Raw genomic sequence first — 13,458 nt, 5'->3', positions numbered from 1 at the left:
GTTCGTTGTTCTGGATTCTGGTGGACCGGCCTGCCGGGCCCTGGGTGCGGACGCGTCACGCACTCGGGCGAGGCGGGCACGCAGTCCTCAAAGCTGCAGCAGGCGGAACAGGGCGATCAGGTTGATCTGTGCCAGGGCTTCCTTGAATTCGGCATCCTGGTCGTTGTGGATGCGTTTTTCGAAAGAGGCGAGGATCTGGTGCCGGTTGCTGCCCTTGACCGCCATGATGAACGGGAACTGGAACTTGGCCTTGTAGGCGTCGTTCAGTTCGGTGAAGCGGGCGAACTCCTCGGCGGTGCACTGGTGGATGCCGGCGCCGGCCTGTTCGTTGGTGCTCGACTCGGTCAGCGCGCCCTGGATGGCCGCCTTGCCGGCCAGGTCCGGGTGAGCGTTGATCAGTGCCAGTTGCTCGGCATGGCTGGCGCTGAGCAGGATGTCGCTCATGCGCTGATGCAGCGCCTCGATCTCGTCCAGCTCGGCCAGCTGGCCCAGGTCGTAGGCTTTCTCGGCGACCCACGGCGAGTGCTCGTAGATGTCGGCGAAGGCGGCGACGAAGGCGGCGCGCTCGAGGGTGGAAGGCTTGAGGGTCTTGAAGGCGGTCATCAGGCGTTCTCTTTCTTGTACGGGTGGGTGGCGTGCCAGTGGCGGGCGATGTCCGCGCGACGGGCGAACCAGACCTGTTCGTGGCTCTTGGCGTAGTCGACGAAGCGCTTGAGCGCGGCCAGGCGCGCCGGGCGGCCGACCAGGCGGCAGTGCAGGCCGATCGAGAGCATCTTCGGTGCCTCGGCGCCCTCGGCGTAGAGCACGTCGAAGGCGTCCTTCAGGTACTGGAAGAACTGCTCGCCGCAGTTGAAGCCCTGGACCTGGGTGAAGCGCATGTCGTTGGTGTCCAGGGTGTAGGGGATCACCAGGTGCGGCTTGTCGGTCGGGTTGTTCGGTTCCCAGTAGGGCAGGTCGTCGTCGTAGGTGTCGCTGTCGTAGAGGAAGCCGCCTTCCTCCATCACCAGGCGCCGGGTGTTCGGGCCGGTGCGGCCGGTGTACCAGCCCACGGGGCGCTCGCCGGTGATCTCGGTGAGGATGCGGATGGCCTCGAGCATGTGCTCGCGCTCTTGCGCTTCATCCATGTACTGGTAGTCGATCCAGCGGTAGCCGTGGCTGCAGATCTCGTGGCCGGCCTCGGCCATGGCGCGGATCACATCGGGGTGGCGCTGGGCGGCCATGGCCACGGCGAAGATGGTCAGCGGCACGCCGCTGTCCTTGAACAGCTTGAGCAGGCGCCAGACGCCGGCGCGGCTGCCGTATTCGTACAGCGACTCCATGCTCATGTTGCGCACGCCCTGCAGCGGCTGGGCGGCGACCATTTCGGAAAGGAACGCTTCGGACTCCTTGTCGCCGTGCAGGATGTTGCGCTCGCCACCCTCTTCGTAGTTGAGCACGAAGGACAGTGCAATGCGGGCATTCCCCGGCCATTGCGGATGAGGTGGGTTGTTGCCGTAACCGATCAGGTCGCGTGGGTAGTCAGCGCTCACTGCAGTCTTCCTTCTTGTTCGTTAATGCGGTGGGTGGGGCGGGCCGCGTCGGGATGTCGCACCACCGGATGGGCTGATTGTATACAACTTCTGAAATCTTTTGTAAGCCTGTTTTTCCGCATTTCTTCCCATTTGTCCCGTGAGAATGGCTTGCAAGAAACCTGCCCGATTGGTCAGTAAATGGTGAGAGCGGCAGCATGGCGCTTGTCTTCGCGACTGGTGGCTTGTTTTGTAGAGGTTGCGCAGGAGGGGATAAAAAATTGTGTACAATTTAACGGAAAACTGTCTTAATGTCGTCATTCCCGCACGCCGTAGGCCCCGTGCCCGGTGATTGCCGTGTATTTTTTGCCCACGCATACGACAAGAGGCGACAAGCAAATGGGACGTTTGACCACACACGTACTGGACGCCGCACATGGCTGCCCGGGCAGCTCGATCAAGGTCGAGCTGTACCGCGTCGAAGGCCAGCAGCTGGAGCTGGTGAACACCGCCCTGACCAACAGCGATGGCCGTGTCGACGCGCCGCTGCTGCAGGGCGACGACTACCGCACCGGCGTCTATCAACTGCAGTTCAGCGCCGGTGACTACTACCGCGTCAAGGGCGTGAAGCTGCCGGACACCGCGTTCCTCGACGTGGTCGTGCTGCGCTTTGGTATCGACGAGCAGCAGGAGCACTACCACGTGCCGCTGCTGATCTCGCCGTACAGCTATTCGACCTATCGTGGAAGCTAGTTGGTCGCTAGAAGAATCTTCGTAGGTCCTTGGCCCGCTCTCACACTGGCGGGCTTTTTTTCGTCTGCCGAATAAGCTTTTTCAGGAGGGGTTGAGCGTGCCACTGACATTTTTGTCAGTGGCCTGTCTGTCGGTCTTTTGAGATCATCGGGTTTCAAGTCGCATTGGAGTGTCCCGCCTGATGAGCACTACATATGCATATGCACCCTATGGCTACCGTCGGCTCGGTCAACTTTCGCTCGGGTTCACTGGCGAGTGGGTGGAAAAGGCAACAGGTCATTACCTTTTGGGTAATGGTTACAGAGCGTACAATCCGACTTTAATGAATTTCAATAGCCCGGACAGTTTGAGTCCGTTCGCCATAGGTGGTTTGAACGCATACAGCTACTGTGAAAGGGATCCGGTGAACAACCAAGACCCGAGCGGCCATGTTAGATCATCTGTGATGTTGTTGAATAAGGTTGCGCCGCGTGTATTGCTTGGGTTTCATGCGACAGATGGATTTAATGTACAAGGGCTGTTGCAAGGTGTTGCCCGAGGCCATTCAAGGCCAGGTAGGCAAGCTCAAGGGGAGGCTCTCTATCTCGGCCCAAATTCTGCATATGTGGAACGCTACCGTAAAGCCGCTATAGAGGGTGTTACCTTAGTGGCACTTCTTCAAGAAGGTGTCAGTTTGGTACCAGGCATAGGCTACAAGAAGGATGCGTTTGATGTGACCGCGATCCTGCCAGCGGCTTATGATGTCATTGAAATTGTAAAAGAGGTTCCGCCTGACACAAAGCCAGCCAACCTTTCGCGGACGGGCATTTTCGCGAGGAAAAAAACTACATCATCAAGATCAACAAGTAAGGGCGCCGAAGCGCCCTCTGTTAAGGCCGTGAAGATCAGAGGAACACAAACTTCGCAATGAAGATGGCACACAGCACCCACAGGCTGGCCGAAATCTCCTTGAACTTGCCGGTCCCTGCTTTTAGCGCCACGTAGCTGATGAAGCCCAGGGCGATGCCGTCCGCCACCGAGAAGGTCAGCGGCATCATGATCACCGTGACGATCGCCGGAATGCTGTCGGTGGCTTCGTCCCACTCGATATGCGCCATGCTGCCCATCATCAGCATCGCCACGTAGATCAACGCGCCGGCGGTGGCATAGGCCGGAATCATCCCGGCCAGCGGGGCGAAGAACATCGCGGCAGCGAACAGCACGCCGACCACCACGGCCGTCAGGCCGGTACGCCCACCCGCCGCCACGCCCGCGGCACTTTCCACGTAGCTGGTCACCGGCGGCACGCCGACCACCGCGCCGAACACGCTGGAGGTGCTGTCGGCCTTGAGCGCCCGTGACAGGTTCTCGATGCGCCCGTCCGGCGCCACCAGGTTGGCGCGCTGGGCCACGCCCATCAGCGTGCCGGCGGTGTCGAACATGTGCACGAACAGGAACGCCAGCACCACGCTGATCATGCTGACGTTGAACACCCCGGCCACGTCCATGGCCATCCAGGTCGGCGCCAGGCTCGGCGGCATCGACATCACCCCGCCGAACTTGACCAAGCCCAGGCCCCAGCCGGCCAGGGTGACGCCGATGATGCTGATCAGGATCGCGCCGAACACCCGCTTGTAGCTGAGGATGGCGATCAACAGGAAGCACACGGCCGCCAGCAGCGGGCCGGGCTCATGCAGCGAGCCCAGCTTGACCAGGGTGGCCGGGCTGTCGACGATGATGCCGGCGGTCTTCAGGCCGATCAGCCCGAGGAACAATCCGACGCCGGCCCCCATGGCATGGCGCAGGCTTACCGGGATGCTGTTGAGCAGCCACTCGCGCACCCGCGAAACCGTCAGGAACATGAACAGCACGCCCGAGACGAATACCGCCCCCAGCGCCGTTTCCCAGTTGTAGCCCATGGTGCCGACCACGGTGTAGGTGAAGAAGGCGTTGAGCCCCATGCCCGGCGCCAGGCCCACAGGCCAGTTGGCGTACAGGCCCATCAGCAGGCAGCCCAGGGCGGCGGCGATGCAGGTGGCGACGAACGCCGCGCCGTGGTCGATACCGGCGTCGGCCATGATGTTGGGGTTGACGAAGATGATGTAGGCCATGGTGATGAAGGTGGTCACCCCGGCGATCAGTTCGGTCCTGACGGTCGTGCCGTGTCGCTTGAGTTTGAAAATCCGCTCCAGCCAGCCCGATTCGAGCGGTGGGGCGAGATCCAGCGTAGGTGCTTCGGATTTGCGGCTTTCCACAGCGAGTACTCCTCAAGTCTTTCTTGTTGTTCGAAGCCTGGTCCTGAGCCGATGCACTTGGGGGCTTCGCGAGGGAGGGTGTGGCAGACGTCCGACCATTTTGTTGACTTATGGGTCAGGAAGTTGCTCGCAGGATTATGCTTTTGTGTACAAATAAAGCAAATAATGTTTTATCTTTTGTGCGTACAAACGGTCGTACAACGGCTATATAGGTAAAAGGCCACCTGCAGAAACGGGTCAGCCTGTGTACAATGGCGCCATACCTTGGCCCATTATCTTCTTTCCGGACTTGCCATCCCCCCGTCGACGGGCATTACAGTCACGGTCCGACTGGCAGATCCCTTGTGCTCGAGCGCCCATGAACGAACAGCTGCAACCTCTGAAAAAACCTGCGCGTACCGGCAAGGCCGGCCGCAGCGGTACCCAGGACGACATCGTCTACGCGCACATCTTCGAGGCGATCCTCGAGCAGCGCCTGGCCCCGGGCACCAAGTTGAGCGAGGAAGCACTGGGCGAAATCTTCGGCGTCAGCCGCACCATCATCCGCCGCGCCCTGTCGCGCCTGGCCCATGAAAGCGTGGTGCTGCTGCGGCCGAACCGCGGCGCGGTGGTGGCCAGCCCGACGGTGGAAGAGGCGCGCCAGGTGTTCTTCTCTCGGCGCATGGTCGAGCGCGCCATCACCGAACTGGCCGTGCAGCACGCCACCGCCGAGCAGCTCAACGAACTGCGCCAGATGGTCCGCGAGGAGCGCGACAGCTTCTCCCGCGGCGACCGCGGCGCCGGTATCCGCCTGTCCGGCGAGTTCCACCTCAAGCTGGCCGAGGCCGCAGGCAATGCGCCGCTGGTGAGCTTCCAGCGCAGCCTGGTGTCGCAGACCTCGCTGATCATCGCCCAGTACGAAAGCGGCAACCGCTCGCACTGTTCGTACGACGAGCACATGCAACTGATCGACGCCATCGAGGCCCGTGACGCCGAACAGGCGGTGAGCCTGATGATGCACCACATGGATCATATCGACAGCAAGCTCAACCTCGACGAGGAGAGCGCCTCGGACGATCTGCACGCGGTGTTCTCGCACCTGCTGAAAAAGCCCAAGGCCACCGCCAAGGGTTGATCGTTTGCCTGCATGAACCAGGGGCCGCTTTGCGGCCCCTGGTCGTTTCTGGCCACCGGCCAAAGGTCTGCTAGATTTCTCTTCAGCAAACCTTCATCAGGCAGTTGGGCTTGCGCAGTCGTTGCGTCCAATTACTTGAGGAATGCTCCATGAGTTCGTCCCTGGGTGTGCGCATGGGTGCCGAGCTGGTCGGCACGTTCTGGTTGGTACTTGGCGGGTGTGGCAGCGCGGTGCTGGCTGCAAGCTCTCCGGTCGGCATCGGTGTCCTCGGTGTCGCCTTCGCCTTCGGCCTGACTGTCCTGACCATGGCCTTCGCCATCGGTCATATCTCCGGTTGTCACCTCAACCCCGCCGTCTCCTTCGGCCTGGTGGTGGGCGGGCGCTTCCCGGCCAAGGAATTACTGCCCTATGTGATCGCCCAGGTGATCGGCGCGATCCTCGCCGCGGCGGTGATCTACTTCATCGCCAGCGGCAAGGCCGGTTTCGAGCTGGCCAATGGGTTGGCTTCAAACGGCTACGGCGAGCACTCGCCCGGCGGGTACACCTTGGCGGCAGGCTTTGCCAGTGAGGTGGTGATGACCGCGATGTTCCTGGTGATCATCATGGGCGCCACCGATGCCCGGGCGCCGGCGGGGTTCGCGCCGATCGCCATCGGCCTGGCGCTGACCCTGATCCACCTGATCTCGATCCCGGTAACCAACACCTCGGTGAACCCGGCGCGCAGCACGGGGCCGGCGTTGTTCGTCGGTGGCTGGGCCGTCCAGCAGCTGTGGCTGTTCTGGGTGGCACCGCTGATCGGCGCGGCGATCGGCGGTGCGCTCTATCGAGGCCTGGCGAAAAAGCCTTAGCGCTGGTGCACGCAACGCCCGGCGGCGTAGGTCTCGCGTACGGTGCGGTCGTCGCCCAGGGTGGTGAGCACGAACAAGGTCTCCTCGATGTTCTTCGACTGCTGCAGACGGTAGTCCAGCAGCGGCGTGGCCTTGTAGTCGAGCACCACGAAGTCGGCGTCATTGCCCGGGTGCAGGCTGCCGATGCGGTCGTCCAGGCGCAGGGCGCGGGCGCCGCCGAGGGTGGCCAGGTACAGCGACTTGTACGGGTGCAGGCGCGCGCCTTGCAACTGCATCACCTTGTATGCCTCGTTCAAGGTATTGAGCAGCGAGAAACTGGTGCCGGCGCCGACGTCGGTGCCCAAGCCCACGTTGACCTTGAAACGCTCGGCCTGGGGCAGGTTGAACAGGCCGCTGCCCAGGAACAGGTTGGAGGTCGGGCAGAAGGCGATGGCCGAGCCGGTCTCGGCCAGGCGCTGGCATTCGTCGTCGCACAGGTGGACGCCGTGGGCGAACACCGAGCGCTCGCCGAGCAGCTCGAAGTGGTCATAGACGTCCAGGTAGCCTTTCTGCTCGGGGAACAGCGACTTGACCCAGTCGATCTCCTTGAGGTTCTCCGACAGGTGGGTGTGCATGTACACGCCCGGGTGCTCCTTGAGCAACTGGCCGGCCACGCTCAGCTGCTCCGGCGTGCTGGTCGGCGCGAAGCGTGGGGTGACCGCGTAGTGCAGGCGGCCCTTGCCGTGCCAGCGTTCGATCAACGCCTTGCTGTCGCGGTAGCTGGATTCGGCGGTGTCGGTCAGGTAGTCGGGGGCGTTGCGGTCCATCATCACCTTGCCGGCGATCATGCGCAGGTCAAGGCGCTCGGCCTCCTCGAACAGGGCATTGACCGACTCCGGATGCACGCTGCCGAACACCAGGGCGGTGGTGGTGCCGTTGCGCAGCAGTTCCTTGAGGAAGATCTTCGCCACCTGGTCGGCGTGGGCCTTGTCGGCGAACTGCTTCTCGCAGGGGAAGGTGTAGGTGTTCAGCCAGTCCAGCAGTTGCTCGCCGTAGGAGCCGATCATGCCGGTCTGCGGGAAGTGGATGTGGGTGTCGATGAAGCCCGGGGTGATCAGGGCGTCCTGGTAGTGCTGCACCGGAATATCGGCGTCGAGGGTCGGCAGCAGCTCGCTGGCGTGGCCCAGGGCGCTGATGCGGCCGTTGTCGACCACCAGCAGGCCGTCTTCATAGTATTCGCAGGACGCCTCCAGGCCGACCTCGGCGGGGTCGGCGATGCTGTGCAGGATGGCGGCTCGGTAGGCTTTGCGGGTTGCGCTCATGGGGCTCTCGTCAAAGGGTCTGGCTGCGTCGCGAGGACGGCAGCAACTGGGCGATGGGGCCTGAGTTGGCGGCAGCGTCGTGCTGGCCGAAACAGGCGTTGTAGGTGGCAATGATCTCGGCGGCTATGGACACGGCGATCTCGATCGGCAGCTTGCCCTTGACCTCGGCCAGGCCCATCGGGCAGCGCATTCGCGCCATCAGGGCGTCGTCGAAACCGCGCTCGCGCAGGCGGTGCTCGAACTTGACGCGCTTGGTCTTCGAGCCGATCAGGCCGAACCAGGTGAAATCGTTGCGCTTGAGGATCGCGGCGGTCAGTTCCAGGTCCAGCTGGTGATTGTGGGTCATGACGATGCAGTAGCTGCCGGCGGGCAGGTCGGCGACTTCGTCGACCGGCTCTTCGCTGACGATCCGGCTCACCCCGTTGGGGATGACGTCGGGGAACTCCTGCTCGCGCGAGTCGATCCAGCGCACACGGCAGGGCAGCGCGGCGAGCAAGGGTACCAGAGCGCGACCGACATGGCCCGCGCCGAACACGGCGATCTCGGCCTGCACACCGGTCATCGGCTCGAACAGCAGCACGGTGGCGCCGCCGCAGCACTGGCCGAGGCTCGCGCCAAGGCTGAAGCGCTCCAGATGCGGGGTGCTGCGATGTTCCTCGAGCATCTGCCGGGCGATGTGCAGGGCCTTGAATTCCAGGTGGCCGCCGCCGATGGTGTCGTACAACGCGCTGGCACTGACCACCATTTTCGAGCCGGCGTTGCGCGGCGTGGAGCCGCGTTCCTCGATGATGGTCACCAGGACGCAGGGTTCGCCGCGGGCTTGATGGTCGGCGAGGGCGTTGATCCATTGGTGCATGTCTTCAGTCCTCCTCGGTCCCCTGTGGGCGCAACGCAAGGTCGCGCCTACAGGGAGCGCGGCGTCAGTGCGTCATGGGTTCCAGTTGCTGTTCGGCAGGCTGAGCCGCGGCCACCGCCTTGCGCATCTGCTCGCAGCCCCACAACACCCGCTCCGGCGTCGACGGTGCGTCGATCTCGGGCTGTACACGGTAGTCGGCGATGCTCGCCACTGCGTCCTTGATCGCGCACCAGGCGGCGATGCCGAGCATGAACGGCGGCTCGCCCACGGCCTTGGAATGGAACACCGTGTCCTCGGGGTTCTTGCGGTTCTCCACCAGCTTGACGCGCATGTCGATCGGCATGTCGGCCACCGCCGGGATCTTGTAGCTGGCCGGGCCGTTGGTCATCAGCTTGCCCTTGGCGTTCCACACCAGCTCCTCGGTGGTCAGCCAGCCCATGCCCTGGACGAAGCCGCCTTCGACCTGGCCGATATCGATGGCCGGGTTCAGCGAGTCACCGACGTCGTGCAGGATGTCGGCGCGCAGCATCTTGTACTCGCCGGTCAGGGTGTCGACGATTACCTCCACGCACGCCGCGCCGAAGGCGTAGTAGTAAAATGGCCGGCCGCGGGCCTGGGCGCGGTCGTAGAAGATCTTCGGCGTGCGGTAGAAACCGGTGGTCGACAGCGACACCTGGGCGAAGTAGGCCTGCTGCACCAGTTGCTCGAAGCTGACGATCTGGTCGCGCACGCGTACATGGCCGTTGCGGAACTCGACATCTTCCTCGGTGACGCTGTAGTGCCGGGCGGCGAACTCGGTCAGGCGCTTCTTGAGGATTTCGGCGGCGTTCTGCGCCGCCTTGCCGTTCAGGTCCGCGCCGCTGGAAGCCGCCGTCGGCGAGGTGTTGGGTACCTTGTCGGTGTTGGTGGCAGTGATCTGGATACGGTTGAAGTCGACCTGGAACACCTGGGCCACCACCTGGGCAACCTTGGTGTTCAGGCCCTGGCCCATCTCGGTGCCGCCGTGGTTGAGGTGGATGCTGCCGTCGGTGTAGATGTGGATCAAGGCACCGGCCTGGTTGAGGAAGGTGGCGGTGAACGAGATGCCGAACTTCACCGGGGTCAGCGCCAGGCCCTTTTTCAGTACCGGGCTGTTGGCATTGAAGCGACGGATCGATTCGCGGCGCTCGTGGTAGTCGCTGCTCGCCTCGATCTCGGCGGTCATCTCCTCGAGCATGTTGTGCTCGACGGTCTGGTAGTAGTGGGTGACGTTGCGCTCGGTCTTGCCGTAGTAGTTGGCCTTGCGCACCGCCAGCGGGTCCAGCGCCAGGTGGCGGGCGATATGGTCCATCACCTGCTCGATGGCGACCATCCCTTGCGGGCCGCCGAAGCCGCGGTAGGCGGTATTGGAGGCGGTGTTGGTCTTGCAGCGGTGGCCGTGCACCGTGGCGTCGCCCAGGTAGTAGGCGTTGTCGGAGTGGAACATGGCGCGGTCGACGATCGAGCCGGAAAGATCCGGCGAGTAGCCGCAGTTGCCGGCCAGGTCGAAGTTGATGCCGTGCAGGCGGCCGCTGTCGTCGAAGCCGACGTCGTACTCGACGTAGAACGGATGGCGCTTGCCGGTCATCATCATGTCTTCGACACGGGGCAGGCGCATCTTGGTCGGCTGGCCGGTCAGGCGCGCGATCACCGCGCACAGGCAGGCGGGGCTGGCGGCCTGGGTTTCCTTGCCGCCGAAGCCGCCGCCCATGCGGCGCATGTCGACGACGATCTTGTGCATCGGCACGTCGAGCACCTCGGCGACCAGCTTCTGCACCTCGGTGGGGTTCTGCGTGGAGCAGTACACGATCATGCCGCCGTCCTCGCTGGGCATCACCGAGCTGATCTGGGTTTCCAGGTAGAAGTGCTCCTGGCCGCCGATGTGCAGGCTGCCCTGGATGCGGTGCGGGGCGCTGGCCAGGGCCGCGTCCGAATCGCCGCGCTTGTGGGTGTGGCTGTCGAGCACGAAGTGTTTCTTGCGCAGCGCCTCGACTACATCGAGCACCGGTTCCAGGTCTTCGTATTCGACGATCGCCGCCATCGCCGCGCGGCGGGCGGTGTCCAGGTCGCGGGCGGCCACGGCGAGCACCGGCTGGCCGAAGAACTCGACCTTGTCGATGGCCAGCAGCGGGTCGCCGGCCACCACCGGGCCGATGTCCTTGAGCCCCGGAATGTCCTCGTGGGTGATGGCGATGCGCACGCCTTCGAACTGGTAGCAGGGCGTGGTGTCGATGCGCAGGATGCGCGCATGGGCGCGATCCGCGGTGCGCGCATAGACGTGCAGCTGGTTGGGGAATTCCAGGCGGTCGTCGATGTACACCGCCTCGCCCGCCACATGCTTGTCGGCGCTGTCGTGCTTGAGGCTGCGGCCGACCCCGGTGGTCAGGTCCTGGCTGAACAGTGCGGCCATCTCGGCCTGGCTCTTGACGGCGTGATGGTTAGACATAGGCGGTCACCCGGGTTTCGATGTGCGGCGTTTGCAGTTCGATGAAGTACTTGCGCAGCAGGTTCTGCGCGGTCAGCAGGCGGTACTCGCGGCTGGCGCGGAAGTCGCTGAGCGGGGTGAAGTCCTCGGCCAGGGCCTGGCAGGCACGCTCGATGCTGGCCTGGTTCCATGGCTTGCCGCGCAGCGCGGCCTCGCAGGCGCGGGCGCGTTTGGGGATCGCCGCCATGCCGCCGAAGGCGATGCGCACGCCGCTGACCACGCCGTTCTCGATGCTCAGGTTGAACGCCGCGCACACGGCGGAGATATCGTCGTCCAGGCGCTTGGACACTTTATAGGCGCGGAACGCCCAGTCATTGCTGGCGCGCGGCACGATGATCTTCTCGATGAACTCGCTGTCCTGGCGCGCGGTGATGCGGTAGTCGATGAAGTAGTCTTCCAGGGCCAGGGTGCGCTGGCGCTCGCCCTGGCGCAGGACGATCTGCGCGTCCAGGGCGATCAGCAGGGGCGGCGAGTCGCCGATCGGCGAGGCGTTGCCGATGTTGCCGCCCAGGGTGCCCTGGTTGCGGATCTGCAGCGAGGCGAAGCGGTGCAGCAGGTCGCCGAAGTCGGGGTATTCCTGGTTGAGCGCGGTGTAGCAGTCGGTCAGCGGGGTGGCGGCGCCGATCTCCAGGTGGGTGGCGGTCTTGTCGATGCGCTTGAGCTCGGCGACATGGCCGACGTAGATCATCACCGGCAGGGTGCGGTGGAACTGGGTGACCTCCAGCGCCAGGTCGGTGCCGCCGGCCAGCAGGCGCGCCTCGGGGTGCGAACTATAGAGGTCGGCCAGGTCGGCCACGGTCAGCGGCACCAGGCAGCGCTTGTCGCCGCTGTTGAGCTCGCCGGTCTGTTGCGGGGCGATGGCCTTGAGACGGGCGATGGTCTGCGCCTGCTGGGCGTCGAACTGGTCGCGACAGGGTTGGGCGCAGCTCTGCTCGGCGGCGGCGAGGATCGGCCGGTAGCCGGTGCAGCGGCACAGGTTGCCGGCCAGGGCCTCCTGGGCCTGGTGCATGTCGTGGCCTTCGCTGTTCTTCTGCAGGGCGAACAGCGACATGACGAAACCGGGGGTGCAGAAGCCGCACTGCGAACCATGGCAGTCGGCCATGGCTTTCTGCACGCTGTGCAGTTCGCCCTGGTGCTTGAGACCCTCGACGCTGATCAGCTGCTTGCCGTGCAGGGAGGACACGAACGTCAGGCATGAGTTGAGGCTGCGGTAGCGGATGCTGTCGCTGCCCTGGTCGTCCTGGACGAGTTCGCCGACGACCACGGTGCAGGCACCGCAGTCGCCGCTGGCGCAGCCTTCCTTGGTGCCGGGTTTGCCCAGGTGCTCGCGCAGGTACTGCAGCACCGTCATGTTCGGGTCCAGGGCGTGCTCGCTGCGCAGCTCCTGGTTGACGAGAAACTGGATCACGGGGGAGGGCCTCGCAATGGTTTTATTGTTGTTCGGGCGGACTCTAAGCAACGCTTGACCCTGAGGTCAATAATTTTCTGACCCAAAGGTCAAGATTTTGCCCGGAAGCCGTCCGAACCGCTTCATCGAGCCTTTCTCCAAGCATAGTTCGCGCCGAGTGGGAAAGTTGACCCGCCAGTCGCACAAAGCGCGTCGCGCCGCTGCGCGGGCACGGGACAAGTGCGCTACAATCGCGCCCTTGTGCACAGCTACCCAGATCGCGAAGGAAAACCATGACGTTCAAGGCGCCGGACAGCCTCTCCGAGCAAATTGCCCACTACCTGGCCGAGCGGATCATCCGCGGCGAACTCGCACCTGGCGAGCGCATCCAGGAGCAGAAGGTCACCCAGGCCCTCAACGTCAGCCGTGGCTCGGTGCGCGAGGCGCTGCTTATCCTCGAACGCCGCCATCTGGTGGCGATCCTGCCGCGCCGCGGGGCCCATGTGACCGAGCTGGACGACAACAGCGTGCGCAGCCTGTGCACCCTGATGGGCGAGTTCTACATCCTGCTGGGCAACGCCGTTGCCCAGCATTGGCGCAGTGACAGCGACCTGCGCCCGTTCCTGGACATCCAGCAGCGCCTCAAGCAGGCCCATGCCGCCAAGGACATCAAGGCCTTCGTCGCCGACAGCTTCGCGGTGATGCGCGCCGCCTATCCGTTCGCCAACAACCCGTACCTGCAGGAAACCGTCGAGAACCTGCAGCCGGCGATGAGCCGCGCCTACTACCTGGCCCTGGACCAGCGCCAGGCCAACATGGTCGATTACCTGGAGCTGTTCGCCCGCCTGCTCGAAGCCGTGGTCGCCCGCGACCTGCCGCGCATCCGCGAGGTGCTCACCGCCTATTGCCAGCGCAGTTGCGAACTGGTGCTGGCGGCGCTGGCGCGGGTCTGAT

Annotated in this window: 11 protein-coding genes and 1 pseudogene; 5 read left to right on the top strand and 7 right to left on the bottom strand. The window is 64.0% G+C overall.

All coding sequences use genetic code 11. The annotated features are described in order from the left end of the window. Positions 1 to 87 precede the first annotated feature (87 nt). Positions 88 to 603, bottom strand: coding sequence for a 2-oxo-4-hydroxy-4-carboxy-5-ureidoimidazoline decarboxylase (gene uraD / locus ACVWZ5_RS10775; RefSeq protein WP_457340601.1), 516 nt, complete (start codon positions 601 to 603; stop codon positions 88 to 90). Continuing rightward, entirely contained in the window at positions 603 to 1,529 is a 927-nt protein-coding gene (puuE, locus tag ACVWZ5_RS10770) for an allantoinase PuuE (RefSeq protein ID WP_028692846.1), read from the bottom strand. The genes uraD and puuE overlap by 1 nt, the downstream gene beginning before the upstream one ends. Positions 1,530 to 1,907: 378 nt before the next feature. Between puuE and uraH the strand changes: the two genes are divergently transcribed. After that, a complete protein-coding gene (uraH, locus tag ACVWZ5_RS10765; RefSeq protein ID WP_062574702.1) occupies positions 1,908 to 2,261 on the top strand; it encodes a hydroxyisourate hydrolase in 354 nt (117 codons plus the stop codon). A 196-nt stretch (positions 2,262 to 2,457) separates the two neighbouring features. Continuing rightward, positions 2,458 to 2,697: pseudogene (locus ACVWZ5_RS10760) on the top strand (RHS repeat-associated core domain-containing protein); the annotation flags it as partial. Positions 2,698 to 3,145: 448 nt separating this feature from the next. On the opposite strand, the gene ACVWZ5_RS10755 reads toward ACVWZ5_RS10760, so the two are convergent. Continuing rightward, positions 3,146 to 4,495 carry an NCS2 family permease gene (locus ACVWZ5_RS10755; RefSeq protein ID WP_457340600.1) on the bottom strand — a complete coding sequence of 450 codons (1,350 nt, stop codon included), beginning with the start codon at positions 4,493 to 4,495 and terminating at the stop codon, positions 3,146 to 3,148. Between the two features lie 358 nt (positions 4,496 to 4,853). On the opposite strand from ACVWZ5_RS10755, the gene ACVWZ5_RS10750 reads away from it, so the two are divergent. Both ACVWZ5_RS10750 and aqpZ read left to right on the top strand, forming a co-directional pair. Beyond that, a complete protein-coding gene (locus ACVWZ5_RS10750) occupies positions 4,854 to 5,609 on the top strand; it encodes a GntR family transcriptional regulator (RefSeq protein ID WP_028692849.1) in 756 nt (251 codons plus the stop codon). A 149-nt stretch (positions 5,610 to 5,758) separates the two neighbouring features. Then, the gene (gene aqpZ / locus ACVWZ5_RS10745; RefSeq protein WP_062362537.1) at positions 5,759 to 6,457 is read left to right on the top strand and encodes an aquaporin Z; all 699 of its coding nucleotides are present in this window, start codon (positions 5,759 to 5,761) and stop codon (positions 6,455 to 6,457) included. Here the strand turns inward: aqpZ and guaD are convergent. The 4 genes from guaD to xdhA form a co-directional block, all read right to left on the bottom strand. Continuing rightward, entirely contained in the window at positions 6,454 to 7,758 is a 1,305-nt protein-coding gene (gene guaD, locus ACVWZ5_RS10740; protein WP_457340599.1) for a guanine deaminase, read from the bottom strand. The genes aqpZ and guaD overlap by 4 nt on opposite strands. 10 nt (positions 7,759 to 7,768) lie before the next feature. Continuing rightward, a complete protein-coding gene (gene xdhC, locus ACVWZ5_RS10735; RefSeq protein WP_050706593.1) occupies positions 7,769 to 8,614 on the bottom strand; it encodes a xanthine dehydrogenase accessory protein XdhC in 846 nt (281 codons plus the stop codon). Between the two features lie 64 nt (positions 8,615 to 8,678). Next, positions 8,679 to 11,078, bottom strand: a complete 2,400-nt coding sequence (gene xdhB, locus ACVWZ5_RS10730; protein WP_062574698.1) for a xanthine dehydrogenase molybdopterin binding subunit — start codon at positions 11,076 to 11,078, stop codon at positions 8,679 to 8,681. After that, on the bottom strand, positions 11,071 to 12,525 hold the full coding sequence (gene xdhA, locus ACVWZ5_RS10725) for a xanthine dehydrogenase small subunit (protein ID WP_062574697.1): 1,455 nt from the start codon (positions 12,523 to 12,525) through the stop codon (positions 11,071 to 11,073). Before xdhA ends, xdhB begins: the two co-directional genes overlap by 8 nt. 272 nt (positions 12,526 to 12,797) lie before the next feature. On the opposite strand from xdhA, the gene ACVWZ5_RS10720 reads away from it, so the two are divergent. After that, positions 12,798 to 13,457, top strand: a complete 660-nt coding sequence (locus ACVWZ5_RS10720) for a GntR family transcriptional regulator (protein WP_062574696.1) — start codon at positions 12,798 to 12,800, stop codon at positions 13,455 to 13,457. Position 13,458 lies beyond the last annotated feature (1 nt).

The organism is Pseudomonas sp. TE6283 (assembly GCF_054060555.1).
Note: the sequence above shows the minus strand (reverse complement) of the source record. Positions and strands in the feature narration are given on the sequence as shown.

Bases quoted from the DNA above. Each gene is read 5' to 3' on its own strand.
- uraD (WP_457340601.1), bottom strand. From the start codon at position 603: ATGACCGCCTTCAAGACCCTCAAGCCTTCCACCCTCGAGCGCGCCGCC.
- uraH (WP_062574702.1), top strand. From the start codon at position 1,908: ATGGGACGTTTGACCACACACGTACTGGACGCCGCACATGGCTGCCCG.
- ACVWZ5_RS10750 (WP_028692849.1), top strand. From the start codon at position 4,854: ATGAACGAACAGCTGCAACCTCTGAAAAAACCTGCGCGTACCGGCAAG.
- aqpZ (WP_062362537.1), top strand. From the start codon at position 5,759: ATGAGTTCGTCCCTGGGTGTGCGCATGGGTGCCGAGCTGGTCGGCACG.
- guaD (WP_457340599.1), bottom strand. From the start codon at position 7,758: ATGAGCGCAACCCGCAAAGCCTACCGAGCCGCCATCCTGCACAGCATC.
- xdhC (WP_050706593.1), bottom strand. From the start codon at position 8,614: ATGCACCAATGGATCAACGCCCTCGCCGACCATCAAGCCCGCGGCGAA.
- xdhB (WP_062574698.1), bottom strand. From the start codon at position 11,078: ATGTCTAACCATCACGCCGTCAAGAGCCAGGCCGAGATGGCCGCACTG.
- ACVWZ5_RS10720 (WP_062574696.1), top strand. From the start codon at position 12,798: ATGACGTTCAAGGCGCCGGACAGCCTCTCCGAGCAAATTGCCCACTAC.